Raw genomic sequence first — 26,862 nt, forward strand, 5'->3', positions numbered from 1 at the left:
TCACCGCTGTGCGAGCGGTACGGCTTCTCGCGCTACAGCTTCTCGACCGGCGCGTACCGCAGCAGCAGCCGCTTGGGCTTGGCGTCACCGAAGTCGATGGTCGCCTCGGCGTTGCCACCCGTGCCCTTGACCGCGACCACCGTGCCGAGGCCGAACTGGTCGTGCGTGACCCGGTCGCCCACGGCGAGGGACACCACCGGCTTCTCCGAGGCGCGGCGCGTGGCGAAGCCCGAGGCGCCGGCCGCCGACGAGCGGGAGCGGGAAGACGACAGCGAGGCCGCCACACCGGAGGCCGGACCGGAGGAGACGGGCGCCGAGCCACCCGTGCGCTTCCAGTCCACGTGCGCCGCCGGGATCTCCTCCAGGAAGCGGGAGGGCGGGTTGTACGACGGCTGTCCCCACGCGCTGCGCATCGCGGAGCGGGTCAGATACAGCCGCTCCCGTGCGCGCGTGATGCCTACGTAGGCCAGGCGCCGCTCCTCCTCCAGCTCCTTGGTCTGGCCGAGGGCCCGCATGTGCGGGAAGACGCCGTCCTCCATACCGGTGAGGAAGACCACCGGGAACTCCAGGCCCTTGGCGGTGTGCAGGGTCATCAGCGTGATGACGCCGTCGCCCTCCTCCTCGTCGGGGATCTGGTCGGAGTCGGCGACCAGGGCGACCTGCTCCAGGAAGTCGGACAGCGCGACCGACTCGCCCTCGCCGCGCTCCTGTTCGTACTCCAGGGCGACGGCGGCGAGTTCCTGGAGGTTCTCGATGCGGGTCTCGTCCTGGGGGTCGGTGGAGGACTGCAACTCGGCCAGGTAGCCGGTGCGTTCCAGGACGGCCTCCAGGACCGTGGCCGGACCGGCGCCGGACTCGACGATCGTGCGGAGCTCCTCCATCAGCGTGTTGAACCGCTTGACGGCGTTCGTCGACCGTGCGGCCATGCCGTAGGCCTCGTCGACGCGGCGCAGCGCCTGCGGGAAGCTGATCTTCTCCCGCTGGGCGAGGGCGTCGATCATCGCCTCGGCGCGCTCGCCGATGCCCCGCTTGGGCACGTTGAGGATGCGCCGCAGCGGGACGGAGTCCTCCGGGTTGGCCAGCACCCGCAGGTAGGCCAGGACGTCCCGGACCTCCTTGCGCTCGTAGAAGCGGACACCGCCGACGACCTTGTAGGGCAGGCCGACGCGGATGAAGATCTCTTCGAAGACACGGGACTGGGCGTTGGTCCGGTAGAAGACGGCGACGTCGCCGGACTTGGCCTCGCCCGCGTCCGTGAGGCGGTCTATCTCCTCGGCGACGAACTGCGCCTCGTCGTGCTCGGTGTCGGCGACGTAGCCGGTGATGCGGGCGCCGGCGCCCGCGTTGGTCCACAGGTTCTTCGGGCGGCGCGACTCGTTGCGCTCGATGACCGCGTTGGCGGCGGACAGGATCGTCTGCGTGGAGCGGTAGTTCTGCTCCAGCAGGATCGTCGTCGCGTCCGGGTAGTCCTCCTCGAACTGGAGGATGTTGCGGATGGTCGCGCCGCGGAAGGCGTAGATCGACTGGTCGGCGTCACCGACGACGCACAGCTCGGCGGGCTGGAGGTCGTCCGGGCCGGGCGGTACGTCCGCGGGGTGCTCGGCGGTGCCGACGAGTTCCCGGACGAGGGCGTACTGCGCGTGGTTGGTGTCCTGGTACTCGTCGACGAGGACGTGCCGGAAGCGGCGGCGGTAGTGCTCGGCGACGTCCGGGAAGGCGCGCAGCAGGTTGACCGTCGTCATGATCAGGTCGTCGAAGTCGAGGGCGTTGGCCTCGCGCAGCCGCGACTGGTAGAGGGCGTAGGCCTGGGCGAGGGTCTTCTCGAAGCCGTCGGCGGCCTGGGCGGCGAAGTCCTCCTCGTCGATCAGCTCGTTCTTGAGGTTGCTGATCTTCGCGCTGAAGGACTTGGGCGGGTAGCGCTTGGGGTCGAGGTCAAGGTCGCGGCAGACCAGGGCCATCAGGCGCTTGGAGTCGGCGGCGTCGTAGATCGAGAAGGAGGACGTGAAGCCGAGCTTCTTGCTCTCCCGGCGCAGGATCCGCACGCACGCGCTGTGGAAGGTCATCACCCACATCGCGTTGGCCCGCGGGCCGACGAGCTGTTCGACGCGCTCCTTCATCTCGCCGGCGGCCTTGTTGGTGAAGGTGATCGCCAGGATCTGGCCGGGGTGGACGCCCCGCTCGGCCAGCAGGTGGGCGATGCGGTGCGTGAGCACGCGGGTCTTGCCGGAGCCGGCGCCGGCCACGATGAGCAGCGGGGAGCCGGAGTGGACGACGGCGGCGCGCTGGTTGTCGTTCAGCCCCTCCAGGAGTGCGGCCGCGTCCACGGCGGGACGGTGGGCGCCGTCGCGGTAGTACGCGTCCCGGTGGGCGTCCTGGCTCGGGGGCACGTCGAACTTCCCGCCGAACAGATCGTCCGGAATCGACTCCGAAACGTGATCGTCCTCGGGCGGCGGCGGGGGCTCTTCCTCGTGGCCCCGCGGGGCCTGGAGATCCGCCAGGAAGCTGTCGTCAAAGAGGCTGCTCATCGCTCTACGAGTCTAGGGCGCCGCACCGACAACCCGTGGCCGCCCTGGAACATCGCCGGCCTCACGTTCCGGAGCCGGACCGTCACGTCAAAGGGCACGGCGAGCACAGGTCACGAAAACGTATCGGGCATATTACGCATCAACCTTCACACAAGCCACACCAGTTGGTTACCGTTCCGCCCGGACCTTGCCCCGGAGCCCGAAGGAGTCGCCGTCCCTTGGCGTCGCACCACACCACCACGCCGGTATCGCCGTCCGCCTCGGCGGAAGAGGTCGAGAAGAAGATCGACGAGCTGTACCGGCACGCCGGGTCGGACGCCGGGCCGTACAGCCCGGCCGGCCACACCGCGGCCCGGGAGGAGCCCGCCAGACAGCGCGGCCGGGTCGCCGCACTCCTCGACGACATGGCCAGGCGCACCGACATGCTCGGCAGGGCGCGCGAGATGCTGCAGGCCATCGCCGGGAGCCAGGCCCGCACCGAGCCCGCCGCTCCCGACGCCACCGCCCTCCTCCCGGAGACCCCGCAGGGCTACTTCGACCAGGCTCAGCTGATGAGCCGGCTGATCGCGCGCCAGAAGAGTCTGGTGACCCACTCGTCGACGCAGCGGTCGGCGAGGTCCGTGAGGGCCGGGAGCCCGGCGACGGGGACGAGGCGGCGGGAGGCCGCCGCCGGCTCCGCGAGCCCCGGGTCGTCGTCGTCCGGGCCGTCGTCGTCCGGGCAGGGGGCCGAGGCGCCGACCGGGCAGCCGGCCGGGGCTCAGCGTGGCATCCGGGCGGCCAAGGCCGCCGTCCAGCACAAGCTCGCCGACGCTCGTGCGCTGCTGGCGGACGCGGCCGCCGCGCCGGAGCGGGCCGGGGCCGAGGCGCCGGCGGTGGAGTCCGCGGGAAGCGGGGCCGTGCAGGGACCGCAGGGAGAGGCGCAGATGGCCAAGGCCCTCGCCTTCGCCCGTGCGCAGATCGGCAAGCCGTACGTCTGGGGTGCGGCCGGTCCCGGTTCGTACGACTCTTCCGGCCTGGCCCAGGCCGCGTGGAAGGCCGCAGGGGTCGCCCTGCCGCGCGCAGTCCACGATCAGGCCCGTGCGGGCAGGCGGGTCCCGCTGTCCGAGGCGCTCCACGGCGACCTGGTCTTCTTCCACGGAGAGGCCGGACATGTCGGGGTCTACGCCGGCGACGGCATGATGATCCACGCTCCGCGGCCCGGCGCCCACGTCCGGGAGGAATCGATCTTCTTCGAGGGGGCGGCGGCGATCCTGGGCGTGGTGCGTCCGGCCTGAGAGCGCCCCGGCTCCTTTTTGCGTGCGCCCGCGCGCGTACCCCGCTCGCGCGGCGCGCGCAGCTCTTAGCATCAGGATCATGCCCGCCACCTCACCCTTTCGCGCCTGGCTGGCGCAGCATCCGCCGGCGGCCGGTGCCGCCGTCATGGCGACCGGCATCCTGTCGGTCGGGCTTCATCTGACGGGCTACGAGGCGCTGTCGCTCGCCGTCCTCGCGGTGGCCTGCGTCGCCTGGCTGGCGCTGGCGGCGGACTTCGTCGTACGGCTGCTGCGCGAGCGGGCACGCTGGGTCCAGGAGGCGGGGACACCGGGCGCGCTGACCGGCATCGCCGCGACCTCCGTGCTGGGCACGCGCTTCTCGGCGATGGGCTGGCAGCACGTCGCCGAGGCGGCGCTTGCGCTGGCCGTGGTGATGTGGCCGTGGCTGCTCGTGCGGGTCGTGCGCATCTCACGGCGTCCCATGCCGGGGTCGGTCTTCCTGTGCTGCGTGGCCACGGAGGGGCTGAGCGTGCTCGGCGCGTCGGTGGCCAGGGCGGAGGCGACGGCGTGGCTCGCGCACACGGCGCTGGTGTTCTTCTGGCTCGGACTCGTGCTCTACGTCTTCGCGCTGACCCTCTTCGACCTGCGGCAGGTCGTCGTGGGGCGCGGTGACCACTGGGTCGCGGGCGGAGCACTGGCGATCTCCGCGCTCGCCGGGGCGAAACTGCTCGCCGCCGGCAGCGGGGGCCCGTACCTGTGGAACGAGGACGACCGCGACGTCCTGCACACCGCCACCCTGGCCCTGCTCGCCTTCGACGTGTGCTGGTGCGCCGTCCTGCTCGTGGCCGAGCTGGCACGGCCCCGGCTCGGCTACGACGTGTGCCGCTGGTCGACCGTCTTCCCTCTGGGCATGACGGCGGCGGCGATGCTGTCCGTCGCCTCCGCCCTGGACATCCCGCAGCTCACGGTGGTCGGCGAGGCGGTGCTGTGGGTGGCCGTGGCGGCCTGGGTGGTCGTCGCCGCCGCGGCCGTCACGGACGCGCGCGCCGAGCTCAGGTCCACAGCACCGCGATGAAGATGTTCGCCATGGTCAGCAGGCCCACGACGCCGAACATGCTCTTGTCGACCTTCTCGTCGTCGCGCTTGACGTAGACCAGGCCCAGGATCACGACCAGCAGCGCCAGCTTCACGCCGATCTTGACGGTGTTGACGTGGTGGTCCTGTGCCTCGTTGAGGCCGACCAGGACGACACCGGTGACCAGCATGGTCAGCGCGCCGTGCAGCATGGCCGGCACGAACCGGGCCGTGCCCTGGCCCATCGCCTTCATCTGGGTGAGGAAACCGCCGAGCAGCGCCGCGATCCCGATGATGTGCAGGCCGACGAAGAGATGGATGAGTACGTCCATGAGGCCGGAGCCTAGCCAGCGGCCCGGTCGCCTCGGACACCGGCCCGGCAGCTCGGTCCATACGGACCGGCACCTCGGTCAGCGCTCGCGCGAGAGGTGCGTACGCGGTTCGGACGCCCGCCGGAGGCCCGCCGACCGCCGCCGCATATATGCGCCCCATAGCACCTGAGCGTCCGCGCCTCCCCCCGAACCGTCGCATCGGTCATCGCTCTGCGTGAAGTCGCCACCCTCAGCCTCGGATCACGGTCACATACGGTCACCGGTTGGTCCCCTCACGTCAGTTCCGTACATGGAGTCACAGGGTCGACACGGAGCGCTCTAGCGTCCTCCCCCAGGTAACCGGCTCCCCACCGCCGCCCGGGCCAGGGGCGGCAGCCGGAAACCCCCGCCAGAATGTCCGGCGGCGGCGCGCTCCCCCTGTGTGGGCCGCCGCCGGACGCCTCCCCGCCCGCTTCCGCGGCCCGACGAAGGGACGTGACGGTCCACGTGGCAGCGCACCGCAGGCCCCGACAGCGCTCGCTCAACGGCGGTACGGCGCGTACGGCCGCCACGATCGCCCTCGCGGGCGCGGCGACGGCCACCGGCCTCGACGGCATCGGGCAGGCGACGCCACAGCTCACGCCGGAGCAGGTCAAGGCCAGGGTGGACAAGCTGTACCAGGAGGCGGAGGTCGCCACCGAGAAGTACGACGGGGCGAAGGAGAAGGCGGACGCCGCGGAGAAACGGCTCAAGACGCTGGGCGACGAGGCGGCCCGCAGGCAGCAGGGACTCAACGCGGCACGGGACGCCCTCGGCTCGATCGCCGCGGCGCAGTACCGGGAGGGCGGGATCGACCCTTCGGTGCGCCTGATGCTCTCCGACGACCCCGGGCGGTATCTGCAGGGCGCCGAGTTCGCGGAACGGGCCGGTGCCCGGCAGACGGCCGTGGTGTCCGACGTGCGCAGGCAGCTGCGGGAGATCGAGCAGTTGCGCGGCGCCGCGCGCATCGAGCTGTCCTCGCTCAGGTCGCGGCAGGCGGAGCTGCGCCGGCAGAAGAAGACGATCACCCGCAAACTCGACGAGGCCCGGCGGCTGCTGGCCGGGCTCTCCCCGCAGCAACGCGCCGCGCTCGGCGACGGCACGGGCTCCTCGCACGCCTCCCGCTCGACTTCCCCCAGGGAGACGCTCGATGTCCCCGGTTCGGCGGCGGCTCCCAGCTCCCGGGCGGCGGCGGCCGTCGCCTACGCATACCAGAAGCTCGGCAGCCCCTACGTCTGGGGCGCGACCGGCCCCGACGCCTTCGACTGCTCGGGCCTGGCCCAGGCCGCCTACCGGGCCGCCGGAATCTCCCTCCCCCGCACCACCTACACCCAGATCAACGCCGGCCGCCGTGTCTCACGGTCCGATCTCCGCCCCGGCGACCTGGTGTTCTTCTACTCCGGGATCAGCCACGTCGGCATCTATGTGGGCAACGGCCAGATGATCCACGCGCCGAACCCCTCGGCCCCGGTCCGCCTGGCCCCGATCGACCAGATGCCGTTCGCGGGGGCGACCCGGGTGGCGTAGAAGAGCCGGCGGGGCGGCGGCCGGTCACACCAGCCGGCGCGCGGTCGCCCAGCGGGTCAGCTCGTGGCGGTTGGACAGCTGGAGCTTGCGCAGGACCGCCGAGACATGGGACTCGACCGTCTTCACGGAGATGAACAGCTGCTTGGCGATCTCCTTGTAGGCGTAGCCGCGGGCGATCAGCCTCAGGACCTCGCGCTCGCGCTGGGTGAGGCGGTCGAGGTCCTCGTCGACCGGCGGGGCGTCGGTGGAGGCGAAGGCGTCGAGCACGAAGCCGGCCAGGCGCGGTGAGAAGACGGCGTCGCCCTCCTGGACCCGGAAGATCGAGTCGATGAGGTCGGAGCCGGTGATCGTCTTCGTCACATAACCGCGCGCCCCGCCGCGGATCACGCCGATCACGTCCTCCGCCGCGTCCGAGACGGACAGCGCGAGGAATCGGACCGGCTGCTCGGCGTCGCCCATCAGCGCGGAGCAGCGCCGCAGCACCTCGACACCGCCGCCGCCGGGAAGGTGGACGTCGAGCAGGACCACCTCGGGGCGGGTCGCGGTGATGACCGTGACGGCCTGGTCGACGTCGGCGGCCTCGCCGACGACCTCCACCCCGGTCTCCTCCGTCCGGCCGATCTCGGCCTGGACGCCCGTACGGAACATGCGGTGGTCGTCGACGAGGACCACCCGCACATGCCGCCGGCCCGCGCCGCCCTCGGCGGCCGCGGCCGCCTCCGTCGTCTCCGCTCCCGCCGTACCGTTCGCCTCGGTCGGGTCGCTCATCACGTGTTCTCCGCCCTCTCCATCTCCAGCTCGACCTCCGTGCCGCCGTCCGGCACGGCGCGCAGCCGGGCCGTGCCTCCGTTGCGCTCCATGCGGCCGATGATCGATTCTCTGACGCCCATGCGGTCGGCGGGTATCGCGTCGAGGTCGAAGCCTGGGCCGCGGTCCCGTACGGACACGAAGACCGTCCTGCCCTCGACTTCGGCGTACACCTGCACGGCGCCGCCCTCGCCACCGTACTTGGCGGCGTTCACCATGGCTTCGCGCGCGGCCTGCATCTGGGCGCCGATCCGCTCGTCGAGCGGGCAGTCGCCGACCACGACCACCTCTATGGGGACGCCGTGCTTGTCCTCGACCTCGGCGGCGTTGCGCTTGACCGCCTCGGCGAGGGTGGTCGGTTCGTCGGCCTCGTCCTTGCCGTTGCCCTCCGGCTTGTACAGCCAGGCGCGCAGGTCGCGCTCCTGGGCGCGGGCGAGGCGACGGACCTCGCCCGCGTTCTCCGCGTTGCGCTGGATCAGGGTCAGGGTGTGCAGCACCGAGTCGTGGACATGGGCGGCGACCTCCGCGCGCTCCTGGGCGCGGATGCGCATCAGGCGCTCCTCGGAGAGGTCCTGGGTCATGCGCACGAGGTACGGTCCGGCGAGCAGTGTGACGCCCACGAGGACGGCGAGGGCCGCCTGGAGCACCGAGCCGAGGTGGGCGGCGGATCCCTGCAGAACGAAGATGGCCGTGACACCGGCGGTGACCAGCAGGACTCCCGCGCCGGCGCGCAGCAGCGTGAGCGTACGGCGGTGGCGGCCCACCTCGACCCAGCGGGCCCGGCGGGCGTTGTCCGCCTGACGCCAGACCAGGGCGACGCCCGCGGCGACGAGGACGGCCGGCAGGAGGTACGCCTTGGCGCCGCCTCCCAGGTTCACGCTGCCGACGAAGACCGTCGCCACGACGACCATGAGAAGCAGGGCGACGATCTGGCCCTTGTCCGGTTTGCGGGCGACGAGTCTGCGCCGGCCGTCGGGCGAGGTCTCCGTGGTGACGAGCGAGGGCGGTTTCTGGTCGCCGACGCCGCCGACGCCGAGCGGGACGAAGAACCAGAAGGCCGCATAGAGCAGCGCGCCGAGGCCGTCGGCCATGAACAGGCCGACGAAGACGAGCCGCACCCAGACCACGGGCAGCCCGAGGTGCCCGGCGAGGCCCCGCGCCACTCCGCCGAGCCAGCGTCCGTCGCTGCTCCGGTAGAGCTTGCGCGGCGGCCGCGGGTCGTCGAGGGGCAGTGCTGCGGCTTCCGGCATGTCATCGATGGTCACATGCCCGCGGGGCCGGGTCATCAGGGTCGGCCCCCGAGACGCCCCTGATCTTGGAATGATCTTCGGGGGATCCCGGGCGGCGCAGTACCGTCCATGGGCCGAGAGCCCGTCGAGGGCCTGGCGAGGGGCTGGCGAGCGCCTGGCGAGGGCGGGTCGAAGGCCGAGTCGGAGGGCGCGCCGGAAGCCCGTCGAACGCATCCCCGGCCGTGGCTCAGGGGCGAATCAGGGTTCGGCCAGGGTCGTCCCGACTGCCGCCGCGGCGGCGCGCCCGTCACCATGGACGCATGAGGAATCACCAGCACGCCGCGACGGGTCCGGAACCCGGCCCCGGCCCCCGCCCGGTCCCGGGCGCCGGGCCGCGGGACACCGCGCCCGGCACGGGTGCGGGTGAGGAACCGTGCGCGCACGAGCCCACGGGCGTGCACGGAACAGAGAGAACAGAGAGAACAGGGACAGAGCAACCAGTCGGACAACCGGGTGCGGACGACGGGCCCGGACGGACCGGAGAGGCGAGTGTGACGGGGACGACGGGGGCGACGGGCCGGCCGGAGACGGCCGAGGAGCCGCGCCCCGGCCGGGACGAGCAGCCCGGCCGGGGCGGGGCTGCCGCGGCGGCGGCCGGAGCGGGAGCGGGAGTCGGCTCCCCGGCTGCCGAGGGGCCGGAAGCCGCCGCGGGCCCACCGAGGTTCCGGCGGGACCGGCGGAACAAGCTGTTCGGCGGGGTCTGCTCGGGTCTGGGCCGGCTGTGCGACATGGACCCGGTGATCTTCCGCATCACGCTGGCCGTGCTCGCCGCGACCGGCGGTATCGGCCTGATCTTCTACGGCTTCGCCTGGCTCTTCGTGCCGTACGACGACGAGGACGAGAACGAGGTGCGCAAGCTCCTCACCGGCCGGGTGGACGGCCAGGCGCTGGCGGCCGTGCTGTTCGCGCTGGTCGGCTGCGGAGTGTTCCTGTCGATGCTGCGCAACGGCAGCGTGCTGACCTTCGCGGTCGTCCTCTCCCTGCTGCTCGCGGGCGCCGGGTACTGGTCGCGGTACCGCGGTGCACCCGACCCCGACCCGCTGGCCGCCCAGGCCGTCGCCGACGCCCCGCCGGAGGCCCAGGCGCCACCGGCGCCGGCCGCCTATCCGTCCTGGTGGCGCGACCCGATCGTCAAGGACGGCACCCATGTCGGCGGCACCGGCTATCTGTGGGGCCCCAGGGACTCGCGCGACCGGGACATCGCGGCGGCCGTCAACATCAGTCTCGGCGGTCGCGACGACGAAGAGGTGCGCACCCCGCGCTCCGAGCCGCCCCGCCCACGCGCTCCGCGCTGGATCGGTGGCTGGGTCTTCCTGCTCGCCCTGGTCGCGGGCGGCCTGGGCACCGGCCTGACCTGGAGCGACCACACGCTCGGCACCAGCCTCCAGACCGGTCTGGCCTGCGCGCTCGGCGTCCTCGGCCTGGGCATAGCGGTCAGTGCCTTCCTGGGCCGCACGGGTGCGGGCTCGATCCTGCTGGCGCTCATCACCGCGGGACTGCTCGCCGGCTCGGCGGCGCTTCCCAAGGACATCACCACGCACTGGTCGCACACGACCTGGCGGCCCGCCGCGGCGGCGGAGGTGAAGCCGAAGTACGACCTCGGCACCGGCGAGGGCACCCTGGACCTGACCCGAATACATGTCGGCAGCGGCCGGACGGTGGCCGCGCGGGCCCAGGTGGGGATGGGACGGCTGCGGGTGATCGTCCCCCGGGGCGTGACCGTGCGGGCGACCATCGACGTGGGAGTCGGCGACATCCGGTTGCCGGGAGACGGCTCCAAGGACGTGGACGTGGCTCCGGGCAGGCACCAGCAGGTGACCCTGGCGCCACCGGCGGGCGTGAAGAACGCCGGGACACTCGATCTCGACCTTCAGGTCGGCATGGGACAGGCGGAGGTGAGCCGTGCTGCGTCATGAGTTCCAGCCGGGGAAGCTGGTGGGCGGGCTCTTCCTCATCGCGGCGGGCGTCGTCTACGCCGGGGACGCCCGCGGCCTCTGGCAGACCCCGTGGTTCGTGGGGGTCCCGCTGGTGGTGGGCGGCCTGTGCCTGGCCGGGGTGGTGGCGGGCCTCAACGCGGCCGTGCGGCGGCGCCGCCGGACCCGTCGTGGCGGGATCCGCGAGACCCGGGCGGAGGGCGTGGGCTGAGCCGCCGGCGGTGGTCGGGATGCCGCGCGTACCGCCGGCATCCCGACCACCGGGGCGGTTCCCGGACCTACCGGTAGTTCCCTGTCCCCCGCCGCCGCGCCCGCAGGGCGGCGTCCAGGGAGAACATCGGGGTGCCGGCCAGGACCAGGGGCAGCCAGGCCATCAGATAGGCGAGGTCGTTGCCGAAGTAGTAGGGGGTGGTGGCCCAGCTGACCGTCAGCCACAGGCTGAGGGAGATCAGCGCGCCTCCGAGCGCGGCCAGGCGGCCCAGCAGGCCGACCAGGACACCGATGCCGACGGCGAGTTCACCGAGGGCGATGGCGTAGCCGAAGCCGACGGGGCTCTTCAGGGCCAGGTCGACGAGGGCCGGGATCGCGGAGGAGCCACGGACCGCGTGCATCGTGTCGCCGAGCGAGCCGGGCCCGGAGGCCTTCATGAAGGCGCTGTCGGTGAGTTTGTCCAGGCCGGCGTAGACGAAGGTGACGCCCAGGAAGACGCGGAGGGGAAGGAGGGAGTAGCGGGCGGCGGCGTCCCGCCAGGTACCTCGTCGATCCGCATACGACGTCTGTGTATCCGTACGAAGACCGTGAGTCATCACTCTCAGCCACCTCTCACCGCAAGGCCGTTTACCACTCAACCGACCATACGTACGGAAGAAAGGACCCGTTCAACCGCGCTCGGCCGTTTTCCCGATTTCTTTCCGCCTTCCGGATGGTTTCGGCGCGCATGGCTCACTCGGATGGTTTCGGCGCGAGTGGCTCACTCGGATGGTTACGGCGCGAGTGGCTCACTCGGTCACGTCGATCGCATACCGGTTCGTCTCCACTCCCGCCGCGGTCACCAGCTGCACCTCGACCCGGCCCGGTTCCACGTCCGCCGGGACGGGCACGGTCAGCACGGTGTCCGTGGGGTTGCTGAAGCCTCCGGTCACGGGGACCAGGGGCACGTGGACGTTGACCGCGCCGATGCGGACCACCATCCGTGACAGCCGGTCGGCGGCCTGTGCCCCGGGCGGGACGAACCCCGCGCCGCGGATCTCGATGTCGTCGCCGGTGCGGATCGGCGCGTCCAGGTCGCCGGCCTCCCGTGCCCGGACCACCGAGAGGATCACCGGGCGCCCGCCCTCCGCGTACTTGCCGGCCAGGTAGGTGGCGGCCGACACCAGGACCACCACCGCCAGCCCCCAGGGCAGGTCGGGCCGCCGGGCCAGCCGCACCGCCGCGAACACCAGCGCAACGGCGCTGATCAGGACGTACTGGATGTCCGTGAAGGTGCCGCGGCCCGCGTCGTCGGTCAGCAGGTCGGCCGCTCGGGGCCGGTCGGCGCGCACCTTCTGGAGTCGCTGTCCCAGTACCCGCAGCCCGACCACCCGCCGTACCAGCACAGCGATCCCGCACACCACGGCGAGCACGGTGACCACACCGGCGCCGCGGGCCAGTTCCAGCCCGGAGATCAGCGCGTCGCGCTCCGCATGGCCGGAGGCCGCCGCCAGGCGGCCCACCAGCACCAGCACCGCGTACGCCACGAACAGCACCCAGCCCGCGGCGATCGCGCGGGAGGTGGACAGCCGGTTGTCCTCACCGATGACCGGGGCCAGGGCACCGCCGCGCGCCCGGTGGAACCAGGAGGCGGCCGTCAGCGCCCCGCCCACCATGACCGCCGCCAGCAGTCCCGCCGTCCGGGCGGTGCTCCAGCCCGCGCCGATCGCCGTCAGCGCCTGCACCAGGAGCAGCAGCACGACCGCCGCCCCCACCGCGACCGCCGTCCGGCACCACAGCCTCGCCAGCCAGGCCTCGCCCTCGGCACGGCCGCGTTCGGCGACGAGTTCCGCGGACTGGGTCAGCTCCTCCGAGACCCACTGCCGGGAGGCCGACGCCGAGTGGGCCACGGCCGCGGGCAGACCCTGCCCGGCGGCGAACTCCTCCCGTTTGAGGAGGAATTCGGCCACGGCCCGCCGGTGCCCCGTTCGCGCCCCGTGCGGGCAGTCCCCGCACGTGCAGCCGCCTGCGTGGGCGCCCTTCACCGCGCCGTCTCTCGCTTCCTGCACCGCCACGCCCGACGCCCGCCTTCCCCAGGAACCGCAGAAGTCCTGCCGACAACACCCCGCCACCGACAGCGAATTGTGCCCTACCTCACCCCGTCCCCGTCCGCCCGGTCTGGTCAGCACGGGTGAAGCCCGGCTCGTCGTGTTGACCCGGCTGCGAGAATTCCCTTATGGCCGAGATCATCCAGCGGGACGGAAGCTGGGCCTTCGACGGCAGCACGGTCAGGATCACGCCGGGGCTCCACCGCTCGGTCTCGCTGTTCCGGCAGACGTACGGGGAGATCGCCGTGCCGCTGGAAGCCGTCGCAGGCGTGGTCTACGAACCCGAGCGCAGGCGCGGCCGGTTGCGCATGCGCCTGCGGGAGGGCGCCGACCCCCTGCTCCAGGCGACCGGCGGACGGCTGCCGGAGGCGGCCGACCCCTATCGGCTGGCGGTGGACCTCGACCGATCCTCGGTCGCCGAGTACATCGCCGAGGAGATCCGCCAGGCGCTGCTCCTGGACCAGGTCCCCAAGGAGCCGGCCAAGGCCTATCTGCTGGCCGGGCCACCGGTCCCGGTCTCGGTCCGCTCCTCCGACGGCACGGTCTCATTCGACGGCACCCAGGTCCGTGTCGACTGGGCCGACACCTCCGACCGGGTCAAGCGTGCCACCGGCCCGCGCGTCATCGGACTCGGCGAGCTGGTCCAGGTCGAGTGGCTGCCCAACTCCGGCTACGAGGACGGCTTCCTGCGTTTCGTGACCCGAGAGACCGTGTTCTCCAAGCTGCCGCCCGAGAAGGACCCCTACGCCCTGGACCTGTGGGGGAACGCCCGCCGGGATCTGCTCACGGCGCTGGTCGCGACCGCCGTCACCGCCCGGCTGCCGCACCCCTCGACCCGCGCCGGAGCCGGCCTCGCCGACCGCCGGGAACTCGCGGCCGCCGTCCCGCCGCGGGCCGACCACCACGACATACTGCTGCGCCGCCTGCGGGAGTTGGGCCAGTTGCACCGGGACGGGGTGCTCACCGACGAAGAGTTCGCGATGACCAAGGCGGCGGTGCTGCGGTGGTTCTAGACCACCCGGACCGCCCGGGGCGACCGGGGCGACCGGGGCGACCGGGGCGACCGGGGTCCCGGCCGCCCGGGAGGCTCAGCTCAGCAGGTCCGGCTCGCTGCGGCTGATGTCCTGCCACAGGGGCTGGTAGTTGATCCAGGCCACCAGGTCTCCGCCGAGCTGTTCGCGCGTCGCCACCGCCGCCTTGTGGTCGATCAGGACCGGCCTCCCTGCCGCGCGGGCGGTGAGCTGCACCTGGGCGGAGCGTTCCATGGACAGGAACCACCAGGCGGCGGCGTCCACCGAGTCGCCGACCGTCAGCAGGCCGTGATTGCGCAGCACCAGCGCCTTGTGCGAGCCCAGCGCGGCCGCGATCCGGCGGCCCTGCTCCGCGTCGACCGCGACACCGGTGTAGGCGTCGTAGAGAGCGTGGTCCTCGTAGAAGGCGCAGCTCTCCTGGGTGATGGGCTCCAGGAGGTCGCCCAGGGCCGAGAGAGCCCGCCCGTGCACCGAGTGGCAGTGGGCGACCGCGACCACGTCCGGGCGGGCCGCGTGGACCTGGGCGTGCACGGTGAACGCGGCCTGGTTGACGTGGTAGCGGCCCTCCACGACCTGTCCGTCCTGGTTGACGAGGACGAGATCGCTCACGGTGACGTACTTGAACGGCATCCCGAAGGGGTTGACCCAGAAGCAGTCGCTGAACTCGGGGTCGCGGGCGGTGATGTGCCCGGAGACGCCGTCCTCGAACCGGTACCGCCCGAAGAGCCGCAGCGCGCCCGTGAGCCGCTCCTTGCGGTACCGGCGCTCGTCCTCGGCCGACTCGTGCTTGGGCGGCATGGCGAACCGCAGCTGGTCCGTGGGCAGGGGTGGGGGCGGAGTGGGCCCGGGCATCGGTCCTCCGGCACTCGGTTGCGTACGGGCGGGAAGTTACCGTCGGTCAGCCGAGGAGAACAGACCTTGCCGGCAGTGGAGAACCGGCCGTGCCGAAAGGCGACAGGAGATGTCGGGTTTCGGCGCCACACTCGCCGTATGGCAGCGCACTGGGAATCCTTCGTCACCGCCGAACCGGACCTCGCCAGGACGGTCGAGGAACGCTTCCGCGCCTTCACCCATCACGTCCTCGTCACCCTGCGCAAGGACGGCTCGCCGCGCACCTCCGGTCTGGAGGTCGACTTCCGCCGCGACGAGCTGTGGCTGGGGATGATGTGGGACTCGCTCAAGGCCCGCGACCTGCGCCGTGACCCCCGTTTCGCGCTCCAGGCGAACCCCGGGGAGGGCACCGGCATGGGCGGCGGTGACGTACGGATCAGCGGGCGGGCGATCGAGGTGGCCGACGGCCCGCAGAAGTCCGCTTACACGGAAGAGGTGGAACCGCCGCAGCCGTTCCACCTCTTCCGCACCGAGCTGACGGAGGTCGTGCGGACCTACGTCGAGGACGACAAGTACCTCGTCGCCCAGGTCTGGAAGCCCGGCGAGCCGGTGCGCACGATCAAACGCACCTGAGCCCCTCCACCGCAGGGGCCTACTCCCACTCGATGGTCCCCGGCGGCTTCGAGGTCACGTCGAGGACGACCCGGTTGACGTCCCGCACCTCGTTCGTGATCCGCGTCGAGATCCTCGCGAGGACGTCGTACGGCAGCCTGGACCAGTCGGCGGTCATGGCGTCCTCGGACGAGACCGGGCGCAGGACGATCGGGTGGCCGTAGGTGCGGCCGTCGCCCTGGACGCCCACGCTGCGCACGTCCGCGAGCAGGACCACCGGGCACTGCCAGATGTCCCGGTCCAGGCCGGCCGCGGTCAGCTCCTCGCGGGCGATGGCGTCGGCCTCGCGCAGCAGGTCCAGACGCTCCTTCGTCACCTCACCGACGATCCGGATGCCGAGACCCGGACCCGGGAACGGCTGGCGCTGGACGATCTCCTCCGGCAGGCCGAGCTCCTGGCCGACCATGCGGACCTCGTCCTTGAACAGCTTGCGCAGCGGCTCGATCAGCTTGAACTCGAGGTCCTCGGGCAGGCCCCCGACGTTGTGGTGCGACTTGATGTTCGCGGTGCCGGTGCCGCCGCCGGACTCGACGACGTCCGGGTAGAGCGTGCCCTGGACCAGGAACTCCACGGCCGGACCCTCGTCCGCGATGATCTCCGCCTGGGCCTGCTCGAAGACCCGGATGAACTCGCGGCCGATGATCTTCCGCTTCTCCTCGGGGTCGCTGACCCCGGCGAGCGCCTTCAGGAAGCGCTCCTCGGCGTCGACGACCTTCAGCTGCACGCCGGTGGCCGCGACGAAGTCCTTCTCGACCTGCTCGGTCTCGCCCTTGCGCATCAGGCCGTGATCGACGTACACGCAGGTCAGCTGGGAGCCGATGGCCTTCTGCACCAGCGCGGCGGCCACCGCGGAGTCGACACCGCCGGACAGGCCGCAGATCGCGCGCCTGTCGCCGACCAGCTCGCGGATCGCCTCGACCTGCTCCTCGATGACGTTGCCCGTGGTCCAGTTCGGCTCCAGGCCCGCGCCGCGGTACAGGAAGTGCTCCAGCACCTGCTGGCCGTGCGTGGAGTGCATGACCTCGGGGTGGTACTGGACGCCGTAGAGCTTCTTCTCGTCGTTCTCGAAGGCGGCGACCGGGACGACGTCCGTGGAGGCCGTGACGGAGAAGCCCTCGGGGGCGGCGGAGCAGGCGTCACCGTGCGACATCCACACCGGCTGCTCGGCCGGGGTGCCCTCGAAGAGGGTGGAGGACGTCTTGGAGACGTGCAGCGGCGTACGGCCGTACTCGCGGGCGCCGCTGTTGTCGACGGTGCCGCCGAGGACCTGGGCCATCAGCTGGAAGCCGTAGCACATGCCGAAGACGGGGACGCCGGCCTCGAAGATCTCGCGGTCCAGGCGGGGGGCGCCCTCCTCGTACACGGACGAGGGGCCGCCGGAGAGGATGATCGCCGCCGGGTTCTTGGCGAGCATCTCGGCCACCGGCATGTTGCTGGGGACGATCTCGCTGTAGATCCGGGCCTCGCGGACGCGACGGGCGATGAGCTGGGCGTACTGCGCACCGAAGTCGACGACCAGGACGGTGTCGGGGGTGGCGGCAGCGGGGGGCGCTGATGACACGGGAGCCTTCCGGCGGATCGGGCGGGGTCTCTGTGCTGGCCAATTCTACCGGGGTGGGCGTGCGTGACCCCGACGTCGTCCTCGGGCCCGCACCCGGAACCCCCGTCTCACCATGCGAACCGTGTTGGACTCGCCCCCGGCACCCGGCATACTGGACCCATGCTTCAGCACCAGACCTTCGTCTTTACCTATGGCAACCGGCCCGCCGGCTGCCATGGTCGTGCTGCTTGAGCAACTGACAAGCGACTTCCCAGGCGCCCCGGGCCGACAAGGTCCGGGGCGCCTGGTGTTTTCCGGATCTTGCCGCTCCGGGGCACCCCGTCCAACGAGGAGCCCCCTATGACCGCCACCGCCACCGACGTCACCGGCGCGCGCACCCCCGACGCCGCCGATGTGATCACCGGCGCCCGTGAGCGCATCGACGCGCTCGACGACCGGATCATCGGCCTGATCCAGGAACGCATGGCCGTCTCCGCCGTCATCCAGGAGGCCCGGATCTCCTCCGGCGGCCGGCGGGTGAACCTCTCCCGCGAGATGGAGATCCTCGGCCACTACCGGGACGCGCTCGGCAAGCCGGGCACGACCCTGGCGATGACCCTGCTGGAGCTGTGCCGCGGCAAGATCTGAGCCCGCCCGCGGCTCCGCCCGCCACTTCGCCCGCGTCCGCGTCCCGCATCCGCCGTATCTCACCCGTACGGCGCGTGACCGCCGCGTGCGCCACCTCGTTGGTATCGGTGTCCGTGCCAGCCAGGGGCGGGCCCGATAGAACCACGCGTGGCTCTCTGGAGCGATGAGACGTGGCGGCCGTGCCGCGCGTCGTGGGACCTCGCTCCAGGGAAGTGACCGGACGGCAGGGGACAGCAGCCCGGTCACCCAGATAACGGTCGGCTCCGGGGACGCCCGGGGCCGACCGGCGGAAACAGGGGCCCCTCGGCCCCAAGTCCCCGAGGGCACAAGGTTCCTGCAGCGCGTACGGGGCCGACGACGCGGCACCGGCCATGCATGGCGCGCGTCACATAAAGATCCTGTGAGAGTCGGCACAACCATTCGGACGCGCCCCGGGTCACACCTGTTGAAAAGGGTCTGATCCCGCGCCGCCACGCGGTGGCTCGCCAGTTCGTATCGCGCCGACGCGCGGTACGCCTGAACTCTCCGAGGTCTCCATGAAGCTTCGCCGCGCGATGGTCACTGCGGCCGCGACGGCTGCCCTGTCCCCGCTGGCGCTCCTGTCCGCGACGACGGCCTTCGCCCAGGAATCGCCCAGCGTCTCACCGAGCGCCAGCGAGTCGTCCGCCAGCCAGTCGCCCTCCGACAGCACGTCCCCGTCGGACAGCACGTCTCCCTCCGACAGCACGTCGCCTTCCGACAGCGTGTCCCCGTCCGACAGCACGTCGCCCTCGGACAGCGTGTCCCCGTCCGACAGCACGTCGCCCTCCGACAGCGCCTCCGCGTCGACGACGCCGAGCGATTCGGCCTCGCCGACCGACGAGCCGCCGACCGGCGTCTGCGAGGAGGACGACGCCGACTACAAGTCGAAGCTCGACGCCCAGCTCAACGGCCTGCCCGGCAAGATAGCGGTCGGCAGCGGCTGGCACCCCTTCACCCTCACCGTCAAGAACCCGACGCAGACCGACGTCAAGGACGTCGTCTTCTACGCGGGTGTCGGCCCCAACGACCCGGACGCGCCGAACGCGTTCAGCACCAGCCAGGTGCAGCTGCAGGTGAAGTACGACGGAGTCTGGGTCGACGTCACCGACGAAGAGGGCCACTCGGTGGGCTATCTCGACCTCTCCGACATCGCCGGCGGCAAGACGGTCACGTACCAGCTCCGGGTGAACGTCAAGGCGAACGCCCCGATCGGTGAGGGTCTGACCATCGGCGGCGGGCTCTACTTCGACGAGGAGGAGAACTGCCTCGGCTCGGACGAGGCGCACTACATCATCCAGATCGTCAAGGCCGGTACCGACACCGGCGGGACCGAGCCGCAGGAAGGCGGCAAGGTCCCGGTTCCCAGCGAGAAGCCGAACCAGAAGAACACCCAGCACGCCACCGGCAGCCTCGCCGAGACCGGCTCCAGCTCCATGGTGCCGACCATCGGTCTCGTCGGCGGTGTCGCGGTCGTCGTCGGTGCCGGTGCGCTGGTCGCCGTGCGTCGCCGCAAGGGCGCCTCGAACGCCTGACGCGACCTGACGGACGGCGCGTGACGCTTCTTCCGACGCGTCCCGCCTTCTCTGAAATCCCTGGGTAGGGGTCCTGTGCGAACACCGTGCAGGACCCCTGTTCCATGTCCGCCCAGGGGTTCGCCCAGGGGCTACTTCTTCGGCGGCACCGCCGGTATCCCCAGGAACGGCAGCCGCAGCGCGCCGAACGCGTCCGCCGGGACCGCCGGACGGCGGGGCTCGACCGGCTTCAGCCGCTCGTAGGCCGCGCCCTGCGCCGGGCGCGGGTCGGCCTCGCCCTTGTTGGGCCAGTACGACATCGCCCGCTCGGCCTGCGCGGTGATGGTCAGGGACGGGTTCACGCCCAGGTTCGCGGACACCGCCGCCCCGTCGACGACCGAGATGCCCGGGTGGCCGTACAGGCGGTGGTACGGGTCGATGACGCCCGTCTCGGCCGAGTCGCCGATCGGGCAGCCGCCCAGGAAGTGCGCGGTGAGCGGGGTGCCCATCAGCTCGCCCACGTTGGAGCCGGGGAAGCCGTTGATCTCGGCGGCGAGCGCGGAGGCGGCCTCGGTGGCGGCGCGGATCTGCTTGGGGTTGGGCGAGCCGTGGCCCTGGCGGGCGGTGAGCAGGCCCTTGCCGACGCCGTCCGGCTTCAGGTACGTCGTCAGGGAGTTGTCCAGGGACTGCATCACCAGACCGATGATGGTCCGCTCCGACCAGCGGCGGTTCGACAGCGAGCGCAGCACCAGCAGCGGATGACGGGCGGCGTTCGCCAGCCAGGCCGCGATCCTCGAACCGCCGTCCACGTAGGGGACCTGAAGGATGGACAGGCCGCCCATCGAGTTGGAGCCCTTGCCGTAGCGGACCGGCTCGATGTGGGTGTTCTCGTCGGGGTGGATGGAGGACGTGATGGCGACCCCGCGGGTGAAGTCGGCGCTCGGCTCGCCGGTCGCCCTGCGGTAGCGCCGGTTGTCGGTCTGGGCGCCCACCAGGGCCTCGGAGTTGGTGCGGGTCAGCTCGCCCAGCCGGGGCGAGAGGTACGGCAGTTGCCGGCCCGCCTTCATGCGGTGCAGCAGCGTCTGGGTGCCGTAGGTGCCGGCGGCCAGGACGACCCGGCGGGCCGTGAAGATCCGGCCGGCGTCCTTCTTCCTGTCGTCCGTCGGGAGCGTGGCGACCGCGTAGCCGCCGCGGGAGTCGTCCGTGACGGACACGACCGTCGTCATGGGGTGGACCACCGCGCCCGCCTTCTCGGCGAGGTGGAGGTAGTTCTCGTTCAGCGTGTTCTTCGCGCCGTGCCGGCAGCCCGTCATGCACTCGCCGCACTCGGTGCAGGCCCTGCGGTCCGGTCCCGCCCCGCCGAAGTAGGGGTCGGCGACCTGCTCGCCCGGCCTGGCCTTCGCCTTGCCGTCGGCGTCCTCGCCGTCCCCGAAGAACACCCCGACCGGCGCCATATGGAAGGAGTCGCCGACGCCCATGCTCTGCGCCGCCGCCTTCAGGTGCACGTCGGAGGGGGTCATCGTGGGGTTGAGCCGCACGCCGAGCATGCGCCTGGCCTGGTCGTAGTACGGGGCCAGCTCCTCCTGCCAGTCGGTGATGTCACGCCACTGCGGGTCGTCGAAGAAGGCCTTCGGCGGTACGTAGAGGGTGTTGGCGTAGTTGAGGGAGCCGCCGCCGACGCCCGCGCCGGCCAGCACCATGACGTTGCCCAGCAGATGGATGCGCTGGATGCCGTACAGGCCGAGCTTCGGGGCCCACAGGTAGTTCTTCAGGTCCCAGGAGTTCTTGGGGAGGGTGTCGCGGGTGAAGCGGCGGCCGGCTTCCAGTACGCCGACCCTGTAGCCCTTCTCGGTCAGGCGCAGGGCGGACACGGAGCCGCCGAACCCCGATCCGACCACGATGACGTCGTAGTCGTACCCGTCCTCGTCCCGGGTCTGGACAGTCTGCTCCTGCGACACGTGCTCTCCTCGTCGAGAACGGGGGGTGGACGGGGTGGGGCGGGGTGTGGGGGCGGGGTGTTCGGAGGTGGTCGGGTGTGGTCTAGCGGAAGCGGAAGGCCTTCATCAGCTTCAGGCTCCGGCTCATGAAGGCCGCGTACGCCGCGTCGTCCATGCCGAGCGACGGAGCCATGGGCAGCAGCCGCTGGTGCGCGATGGTCTGGGCCTCGGTGTACTTGAGGATGCCCTCGGAGCCGTGCCGGCGGCCCAGGCCGGAGTCCTTCATGCCGCCCATCGGCGACTGGGCGCTGCCGTACGCGGGCGCGTAGCCCTCGTTGATGTTGACCGTGCCGGTGCGCAGCCGGGCGGCGATCTCGCGGCCCCGGCGGGCGTCCTTGGTCCACACGGACGAGTTCAGGCCGTACGGCGTGGAGTTGGCGTGCTCGACCGCCTCGTCGTCGGTCGAGAAACGGTAGATCGAGACGACCGGGCCGAAGGTCTCCTCGGTGCAGACCGACATCGGCGTCTCGACGCCGTCGAGGATGGTCGGCTCGAAGAAGTACGGGCCGACGTCCGGGCGGGCGACGCCGCCCGCCACCACCTTGGCGCCCTTGGCGACGGCCTCCTCCACGTGCCGGGTGACGGTCTTGAGCTGCCGCTCACCGACCAGCGAGCCCATGTCGGCGCCGTACGCGAGGGACGTGCCCAGGCGCATCGCCTTGGTCCGGGCGGCGAAGCGCTCCAGGAAAACGTCCGCGATCGACTCGTGGACGAACAACCGCTCGATGGAGATGCAGAGTTGACCGGCGGAGGAGAAGCAGGCGCGGACCGCTCCGGCCGCGGCCTTCTCGATGTCGGCGTCCTCGAGGACCAGCATGGCGTTCTTGCCGCCGAGTTCGAGGGAGACGCCCACCAGGCGCGCGGCGGCACCCTGGGCGACCTCGCGGCCGGTGCGGGTGGAGCCGGTGAAGGAGACGTAGTCGGCGTGCTGCACGACCGCCGGGCCGACGACCGGGCCGTCGCCGATGACGACCTGGAACACCTCGGCGGGCAGCCCGGCCTCGATCAGCAGGTCGCGCGCCCACAGCGCGGTCAGGCAGGTCTCCGTGTCCGGCTTCATCACCACGGCGTTGCCCGCGACGAAGGCGGGCAGCGCGTCGCCGACCGAGAGCTCCAGCGGGTAGTTCCAGGGGGCGATCTGACCGACGACCCCGCGCGGGTGGCGCAGTTCGACGACCTTCGTCAGGGTCGGTACGGCGCCCGCGTGCCGCTTCGGCTTCAGATAGGCGGCGGCCCGGCGGCCGTAGTGCCGGGCGGCGACGGCGACCGCCTGCACCTCTTCGTGCGCGTGCAGACGGGCCTTGCCGGTCTCCAGCTGGATGAGGTCGAGGACCTCGGCCTGGCGTTCGAGCACCAGGTCGTGGAAGCGGAGCAGGACGGCGGCGCGCTGCCGTACGGGGACCTGTCCCCAGACGGTCTGGGCGGCGCGGGCCCGCTCGAAGGCGAGGGCCACGTCCTCGGGGGTGGACTCGGGCAGGTCGGCGAGCTTCTCACCGGTGAACGGCGTGTGGTTGGCGGTCCGGCCGGATCCGACGACTCCCTTGGTGAGCTGGGCGACCAGCTCCGGGGTCACCACGTCGGCCGCGGTGCGGGCACCCGCCGGGGCGGGGGCAAGAGGATTCGTGCCGGTCTGTGCCGGGGCCTGCGCGTCCGTCATGAAGCGCAGGGTATGACGCGACCGGAGCTTTGTGTACCCGTCGGTAACGGGGATTCACCGAGTGCTCACACGACGCCAGTGATCAGTGGCAACAAACGCGCTGATCAGGGCTCTTTTCTTTCACTTTTTGTCTTCGGCCGTCACAGCCGGATCTCACAGGTTGTCGAGGTCCAGGTTGTCGATCGCCGTCTTCGCCACTTCCATGCCGCGCTCGTTGAAGTCGCTGTCCTTGCCGGGATAGGCGATGGTGAGCTTGTACATGTCGTTCTTGGACGTCTTGTAGTAGAAGATCCGCACCGCGCGCGGGCGGGGGTTCTCCGAGTCGTCCGTCTTGTAGGTGATCGTGTTCTCGGCGGCCTTGCGGCCGTGGAACGTCGCGTTGTCGTCGGGACTGGTCGCGGTGCCCTTGCCCGAGGGCATGTCGAGGTCGTAGTCGCCCTGCTGCTTGAACTTGGCGTCGTCGTCGTACATCTCGGCCGCCGCCGAGTCCGCGATGTCGCCGTTGTCGTCGTCGGTCTTCCTGTCGAGCGACAGGGTGATCCAGACACTGCCGCTCACGTCGCTGTAGGTGACCCAGTGCGTGTCGTCCGAGCTCCGGTCGGGCCCGGTGCGCTTGTAGTGCTCGGGCACGGCGAGCGTCGCGGCGACGTCCTTCTCGTGGTGGGTGGTCCAGCCGCCCGGCAGCGGACCCGCGAACGGGTGCGCGATACCGACGTACGCCGCCACCGCGACCGCGACGGCCGCGGCGCCGATCCCGAGCCAGGCACGGCGGCCGAGCCGCAGGGAGCGCCTGCCGCCCTCGACGTACTGGACCACCTGCGTGGGCGCCGGGGGCGGCGGGGTCGCCGCGGCCTCCAGCAGGGTGCGGACACGGGCGGCGTCCGGGCGGTGCGCGGGGTCCTTCTGCAGCAGGCCGGTGATGACCTCGGCGAGCGGGCCGGTCGCGGTGGCCGGAGGCGCCGGGACGGCGTTGAGGACCGACTGGAGAGTGGCCGGGGTGTTGCTGCGGCGGAACGGCGAGACGCCCTCCGTGGCCGCGTAGAGGACCACACCCAGGGACCACAGGTCGCTCGCCGGGCCGGGGCGCCGGCCCAGCACCCGCTCCGGCGCGATGTACTCGGGCGAGCCGACGAAGCCGCCGGTGTCGGTCAGGTTGGTCTCGCCCTCGATCTGGGCTATGCCGAAGTCGGTGAGGACGATCCGGTTGTGCCGCCCGAGAAGGATGTTGTCGGGCTTGACGTCCCGGTGCAGGACGCCCGCGGCGTGCGCGGCCTGAAGTGCGCCGAGCACCTCCAGACCGATACGCGCCGCCTCGCGGGCGTCCAGCGTGCCCTCCTGAAGAACGCTGCCGAGGGAGCGTCCCTGAACCAGCTCCATCACGATCCACGGCCGGTCGTCCACGACGGCCACGTCATGGACGTTGACGACCGCCGGGTGGTCGAGCCGGGCCGCCGCGCGGGCCTCGCGGCGCATCCGCTCGAAGGCGTTGGCGCGTTCCCGCTCGGGAAGGTGGTCGGGGACCCGGGGCTCCTTGACCGCGACCTCGCGGTCCACCGTCTCGTCCTTGGCCCGCCACACCGTGCCCATGCCGCCGTGTCCGAGCTTGGCCAGCAGCCGGTACCGCCCGGCGATCAGCCGCCCGGCACCGGGGTCCTGCGGCTGGGGCTGGACCTGCGTCCGGGCCGGGGGCTCCGCCTGCGCGTGAGGCTGGGTCTGGGGCTGGGCCTGGACCGGGGACTGCGCCTGGGTCTGGGGCTGCGCCTCGGGTTGCGGCGGGATTTGGGCTTGAGGCTGGGCCTGGGCCTGCGGGGGCTGCGGGGGCTGCGGTTGGGGCTGCGCCGGTGCGGCGTAAGGGTTCTGCGGGTGGGGCACCCGGGGCTGCGCGTTCGGCGGTCGCAGGACGAAACTCGTCGGCTCCTCGGCCCCGTTGTGGGCTCCCCCGTTGTTGCTCATGTTCCATGCATATCGCGACCGACGCGCGCGGCTCCACCTGGGGACGCAGGCGGTCACAGACCCGTGACCTACGGCGGACGCGCCTGCCGCTCACGCCGGGTTGAACGTGTCGACCGCGACGTCGAAGTACTCCTTCGCCTCCCGCACCTTCCCGACCGGCGCCGACACCCATACGTCGTACATCCGCCCGTTCTCTTCCCAGCACAGGTCGTAGGTGTGCCGCGGTCCCTCCGCCGCGCTGAACCCGTTCCAGGTGAACTCCCAGAGCGCGGCCGGGTGTCCGCGGTGCGAGGTGCCGGTGACCCGGCCGTCGTGGTAACCGGGGTTGGTGTCCGGGCCCGCGGCGTCGGCGCGGCGCATCACCGCGAGGGGCCCTCCGGCCTCCGGCTCGGCGCTCTTGATGCCGAGGCGGAAGGTCTCCTGCGGTGACATGTAGAAGATCCGTACACCCTGCGGGCTGCGCGTGAAGCCGTCCGGCACCGCGACCGAGAAGCCCGCCCGGTCGTGCAGCAGGTGGTAGCCCGAGGGCGCGGTGGGGCCGCCGGCGGCGGCCGGGGCGGACCGGGTCTCCGTGACCGTGGCGGCCGGGCCGGACGGCACCGTGGACGACGGCGAGACCGACACCGAAGGCGTGGGCGACGACCCGGTCGCCGTGCCCGCGGGGTCGCTCCCCGGGACGCCCACGGCCGTGCCCGGAGCCGAACTCACCGACGGGTGACCGCCGCTGCCACCCCCGTTCATCAGCAACGCCGCCGCGGACACGCCCGCCCCGGCCAGCGCGGCGACGAGCAACGCCACGGCCAGCGCGCCCCGCGTGGAACGCGGGCCGGGCGCCTCCTGCGCACCACCGGCCCCGCCGGGCACGCCCGGGCCCTGGGAACTGCTCGGCCCACCGGATGCGCCCTGCGCACCGGAACCGTCGGCGCCTCCCGAAGAGCCCGCCGACGCCGAAGTGACCGACCCCGACCGGCTCGACCGGCTCGACCGGGTCGCACGAGTCGGCTCCGTCGACGGGGGTGCCTGCGGCACGTTCCGCTGCGTCGGGGTGTAGCGCGACGGCGAGGAGGACGGCCGCGACGGCTGCGGTGTGTGCCCCGTTTCCAGGAAGGCCCGCAGCATGCGCTCCGCCTCGGCCGCCTCAAGCCGCCGGTCCGGATCGCGCTCCAGCAGTCCGCGTACGACGGGCAGGATCGGCCCGGCCTGCGCGGGCGGCCGGATCTCGTCCATGACGACCGCGTGCAGAATGCCGCCCAACGAGTCACGCCGGAACGGGGATTCACCGCTCAGCACGGTGCACAGCAGGGCGCCCAGCGACCACAGGTCGGACTGCGGGCCCGTACCGCCGCCGGACATACGCTCGGGCGCGGTGTACTCCGGCGAGCCGACGAAGGAGCCGGTCTCGGTGAGCGTGGTGGCGCCCGCCACCTGGGCGATGCCGAAGTCGGTGAGGACGACCCGGTCGGTGCCGGATTCCACCAGGACGTTCGCGGGCTTGATGTCCCGGTGCAGCACCCCGGCGGCGTGCGCCGTGCGCAGCGCGCTCAGCAGGGCGATGCCGATACGGGCGGCCTCGGCGGCGTCCACCGGGCCGCGCTCGGCGATCCGGTCGGCGAGCGAACCGCCCTCGATCAACTCCATGACGATGAAGGGGCGTTCGTCCTGCTCCGCGATGTCGTGGACGACGATGACGTGCGGATGACGTAACTGGGCGACCGCGCGGGCCTCCCGCAGCGTACGGTCCCGCTGCTGCCGGGCCTCCTCGGCGGACAGTGTCTCGTCGAACGGGAGTTCCTTGACCGCGACCCGCCGGCCGAGCAGCTGGTCGGTCGCCCGCCACACGATGCCCATGCCGCCGCGCCCGATCCGCGCCTCCAGGCGGTAACGGCCCGCGATCACACGGAGGTCGGCCCCCTCGGTCCCCATACGCCCCATCATGCCGCATCGA

At 72.0% G+C, this 26,862-nt stretch carries 22 protein-coding genes; 9 read left to right on the forward strand and 13 right to left on the reverse strand.

The window, feature by feature from the left end:
• Positions 1 to 32: 32 nt before the first annotated feature.
• Positions 33 to 2,525 carry a DNA helicase PcrA gene (pcrA, locus tag IE318_RS01530; RefSeq protein ID WP_189895667.1) on the reverse strand — a complete coding sequence of 831 codons (2,493 nt, stop codon included), beginning with the start codon at positions 2,523 to 2,525 and terminating at the stop codon, positions 33 to 35.
• A gap of 218 nt (positions 2,526 to 2,743) precedes the next feature.
• On the opposite strand from pcrA, the gene IE318_RS01535 reads away from it, so the two are divergent.
• Positions 2,744 to 3,799 (forward strand): C40 family peptidase, encoded by a 1,056-nt coding sequence (locus tag IE318_RS01535; protein WP_189895668.1) that lies wholly within the window; start codon positions 2,744 to 2,746, stop codon positions 3,797 to 3,799.
• Between the two features lie 79 nt (positions 3,800 to 3,878).
• A complete protein-coding gene (locus IE318_RS01540) occupies positions 3,879 to 4,853 on the forward strand; it encodes a tellurite resistance/C4-dicarboxylate transporter family protein (protein ID WP_189895669.1) in 975 nt (324 codons plus the stop codon).
• Here the strand turns inward: IE318_RS01540 and IE318_RS01545 are convergent.
• Entirely contained in the window at positions 4,831 to 5,184 is a 354-nt protein-coding gene (locus IE318_RS01545) for a hypothetical protein (protein ID WP_030174108.1), read from the reverse strand. The two genes, IE318_RS01540 and IE318_RS01545, sit on opposite strands and share 23 nt — an antisense overlap.
• A 486-nt stretch (positions 5,185 to 5,670) precedes the next feature.
• Here IE318_RS01545 and IE318_RS01550 point away from each other — a divergent pair, with 486 nt between their 5' ends.
• Positions 5,671 to 6,729, forward strand: a complete 1,059-nt coding sequence (locus tag IE318_RS01550; protein ID WP_189895774.1) for a C40 family peptidase — start codon at positions 5,671 to 5,673, stop codon at positions 6,727 to 6,729.
• Between the two features lie 24 nt (positions 6,730 to 6,753).
• On the opposite strand, the gene IE318_RS01555 is transcribed toward IE318_RS01550, so the two are convergent.
• Positions 6,754 to 7,497, reverse strand: coding sequence for a LuxR C-terminal-related transcriptional regulator (locus IE318_RS01555; protein ID WP_189895670.1), 744 nt, complete (start codon positions 7,495 to 7,497; stop codon positions 6,754 to 6,756).
• Positions 7,497 to 8,786, reverse strand: coding sequence for an ATP-binding protein (locus tag IE318_RS01560; RefSeq protein ID WP_189895671.1), 1,290 nt, complete (start codon positions 8,784 to 8,786; stop codon positions 7,497 to 7,499). The genes IE318_RS01555 and IE318_RS01560 overlap by 1 nt, the downstream gene beginning before the upstream one ends.
• A 299-nt stretch (positions 8,787 to 9,085) precedes the next feature.
• Between IE318_RS01560 and IE318_RS01565 the strand changes: the two genes are divergently transcribed.
• Positions 9,086 to 10,741: a PspC domain-containing protein gene (locus IE318_RS01565; protein WP_229903275.1), complete on the forward strand. Its 1,656-nt coding sequence runs from the start codon at positions 9,086 to 9,088 to the stop codon at positions 10,739 to 10,741.
• On the forward strand, positions 10,728 to 10,970 hold the full coding sequence (locus IE318_RS01570; protein WP_189895673.1) for a hypothetical protein: 243 nt from the start codon (positions 10,728 to 10,730) through the stop codon (positions 10,968 to 10,970). The genes IE318_RS01565 and IE318_RS01570 overlap by 14 nt, the downstream gene beginning before the upstream one ends.
• Before the next feature lie 67 nt (positions 10,971 to 11,037).
• Here IE318_RS01570 and IE318_RS01575 read toward each other — a convergent pair whose 3' ends face one another.
• Both IE318_RS01575 and IE318_RS01580 read right to left on the reverse strand, forming a co-directional pair.
• Positions 11,038 to 11,565, reverse strand: a complete 528-nt coding sequence (locus tag IE318_RS01575) for a DoxX family protein (RefSeq protein ID WP_189895674.1) — start codon at positions 11,563 to 11,565, stop codon at positions 11,038 to 11,040.
• Between the two features lie 192 nt (positions 11,566 to 11,757).
• Positions 11,758 to 13,023 (reverse strand): hypothetical protein, encoded by a 1,266-nt coding sequence (locus IE318_RS01580; protein ID WP_189895675.1) that lies wholly within the window; start codon positions 13,021 to 13,023, stop codon positions 11,758 to 11,760.
• Positions 13,024 to 13,184: 161 nt separating this feature from the next.
• Here IE318_RS01580 and IE318_RS01585 point away from each other — a divergent pair, with 161 nt between their 5' ends.
• Positions 13,185 to 14,069 carry a DUF4429 domain-containing protein gene (locus IE318_RS01585; protein ID WP_189895676.1) on the forward strand — a complete coding sequence of 295 codons (885 nt, stop codon included), beginning with the start codon at positions 13,185 to 13,187 and terminating at the stop codon, positions 14,067 to 14,069.
• 75 nt (positions 14,070 to 14,144) lie between these two features.
• On the opposite strand, the gene IE318_RS01590 is transcribed toward IE318_RS01585, so the two are convergent.
• On the reverse strand, positions 14,145 to 14,939 hold the full coding sequence (locus IE318_RS01590) for a class II aldolase/adducin family protein (RefSeq protein WP_189895677.1): 795 nt from the start codon (positions 14,937 to 14,939) through the stop codon (positions 14,145 to 14,147).
• A gap of 138 nt (positions 14,940 to 15,077) precedes the next feature.
• Here IE318_RS01590 and IE318_RS01595 point away from each other — a divergent pair, with 138 nt between their 5' ends.
• Complete coding sequence (locus IE318_RS01595; protein ID WP_189895678.1) at positions 15,078 to 15,551, forward strand: pyridoxamine 5'-phosphate oxidase family protein; 474 nt, start codon at positions 15,078 to 15,080, stop codon at positions 15,549 to 15,551.
• 19 nt (positions 15,552 to 15,570) lie between these two features.
• Here IE318_RS01595 and guaA read toward each other — a convergent pair whose 3' ends face one another.
• Complete coding sequence (guaA, locus tag IE318_RS01600) at positions 15,571 to 17,151, reverse strand: glutamine-hydrolyzing GMP synthase (RefSeq protein ID WP_030174072.1); 1,581 nt, start codon at positions 17,149 to 17,151, stop codon at positions 15,571 to 15,573.
• 339 nt (positions 17,152 to 17,490) lie between these two features.
• Here guaA and IE318_RS01605 point away from each other — a divergent pair, with 339 nt between their 5' ends.
• Complete coding sequence (locus IE318_RS01605; protein ID WP_030174069.1) at positions 17,491 to 17,778, forward strand: chorismate mutase; 288 nt, start codon at positions 17,491 to 17,493, stop codon at positions 17,776 to 17,778.
• Positions 17,779 to 18,214: 436 nt separating this feature from the next.
• On the opposite strand, the gene IE318_RS01610 is transcribed toward IE318_RS01605, so the two are convergent.
• Positions 18,215 to 18,577: a hypothetical protein gene (locus tag IE318_RS01610; RefSeq protein WP_159006996.1), complete on the reverse strand. Its 363-nt coding sequence runs from the start codon at positions 18,575 to 18,577 to the stop codon at positions 18,215 to 18,217.
• On the opposite strand from IE318_RS01610, the gene IE318_RS01615 reads away from it, so the two are divergent.
• Positions 18,558 to 19,331, forward strand: coding sequence for an LAETG motif-containing sortase-dependent surface protein (locus IE318_RS01615; protein WP_189895679.1), 774 nt, complete (start codon positions 18,558 to 18,560; stop codon positions 19,329 to 19,331). The two genes, IE318_RS01610 and IE318_RS01615, sit on opposite strands and share 20 nt — an antisense overlap.
• 131 nt (positions 19,332 to 19,462) lie before the next feature.
• On the opposite strand, the gene IE318_RS01620 is transcribed toward IE318_RS01615, so the two are convergent.
• The 4 genes from IE318_RS01620 to IE318_RS01635 all read right to left on the reverse strand — a co-directional run bounded on the left by IE318_RS01620 (position 19,463) and on the right by IE318_RS01635 (position 26,840).
• Entirely contained in the window at positions 19,463 to 21,268 is a 1,806-nt protein-coding gene (locus tag IE318_RS01620; RefSeq protein ID WP_189895680.1) for a GMC family oxidoreductase N-terminal domain-containing protein, read from the reverse strand.
• A gap of 82 nt (positions 21,269 to 21,350) precedes the next feature.
• Positions 21,351 to 22,964, reverse strand: coding sequence for a succinic semialdehyde dehydrogenase (locus IE318_RS01625; protein WP_030174060.1), 1,614 nt, complete (start codon positions 22,962 to 22,964; stop codon positions 21,351 to 21,353).
• A 153-nt stretch (positions 22,965 to 23,117) separates the two neighbouring features.
• Positions 23,118 to 24,917, reverse strand: coding sequence for a serine/threonine-protein kinase (locus IE318_RS01630; protein WP_189895681.1), 1,800 nt, complete (start codon positions 24,915 to 24,917; stop codon positions 23,118 to 23,120).
• A 90-nt stretch (positions 24,918 to 25,007) separates the two neighbouring features.
• On the reverse strand, positions 25,008 to 26,840 hold the full coding sequence (locus IE318_RS01635) for a serine/threonine-protein kinase (RefSeq protein ID WP_189895682.1): 1,833 nt from the start codon (positions 26,838 to 26,840) through the stop codon (positions 25,008 to 25,010).
• Positions 26,841 to 26,862 lie beyond the last annotated feature (22 nt).

The sequence above is a fragment of the Streptomyces spiralis genome (assembly GCF_014654675.1).
Taxonomy (GTDB): Bacteria; Actinomycetota; Actinomycetes; order Streptomycetales; family Streptomycetaceae; genus Streptomyces; species Streptomyces spiralis.

Bases quoted from the DNA above. Each gene is read 5' to 3' on its own strand.
- pcrA (WP_189895667.1), bottom strand. From the start codon at position 2,525: ATGAGCAGCCTCTTTGACGACAGCTTCCTGGCGGATCTCCAGGCCCCG.
- IE318_RS01540 (WP_189895669.1), top strand. From the start codon at position 3,879: ATGCCCGCCACCTCACCCTTTCGCGCCTGGCTGGCGCAGCATCCGCCG.
- IE318_RS01545 (WP_030174108.1), bottom strand. From the start codon at position 5,184: ATGGACGTACTCATCCATCTCTTCGTCGGCCTGCACATCATCGGGATC.
- IE318_RS01555 (WP_189895670.1), bottom strand. From the start codon at position 7,497: ATGAGCGACCCGACCGAGGCGAACGGTACGGCGGGAGCGGAGACGACG.
- IE318_RS01560 (WP_189895671.1), bottom strand. From the start codon at position 8,786: ATGCCGGAAGCCGCAGCACTGCCCCTCGACGACCCGCGGCCGCCGCGC.
- IE318_RS01565 (WP_229903275.1), top strand. From the start codon at position 9,086: ATGAGGAATCACCAGCACGCCGCGACGGGTCCGGAACCCGGCCCCGGC.
- IE318_RS01575 (WP_189895674.1), bottom strand. From the start codon at position 11,565: ATGACTCACGGTCTTCGTACGGATACACAGACGTCGTATGCGGATCGA.
- IE318_RS01585 (WP_189895676.1), top strand. From the start codon at position 13,185: ATGGCCGAGATCATCCAGCGGGACGGAAGCTGGGCCTTCGACGGCAGC.
- IE318_RS01590 (WP_189895677.1), bottom strand. From the start codon at position 14,939: ATGCCCGGGCCCACTCCGCCCCCACCCCTGCCCACGGACCAGCTGCGG.
- IE318_RS01595 (WP_189895678.1), top strand. From the start codon at position 15,078: ATGGCAGCGCACTGGGAATCCTTCGTCACCGCCGAACCGGACCTCGCC.
- IE318_RS01605 (WP_030174069.1), top strand. From the start codon at position 17,491: ATGACCGCCACCGCCACCGACGTCACCGGCGCGCGCACCCCCGACGCC.
- IE318_RS01625 (WP_030174060.1), bottom strand. From the start codon at position 22,964: ATGACGGACGCGCAGGCCCCGGCACAGACCGGCACGAATCCTCTTGCC.
- IE318_RS01630 (WP_189895681.1), bottom strand. From the start codon at position 24,917: ATGAGCAACAACGGGGGAGCCCACAACGGGGCCGAGGAGCCGACGAGT.
- IE318_RS01635 (WP_189895682.1), bottom strand. From the start codon at position 26,840: ATGGGGACCGAGGGGGCCGACCTCCGTGTGATCGCGGGCCGTTACCGC.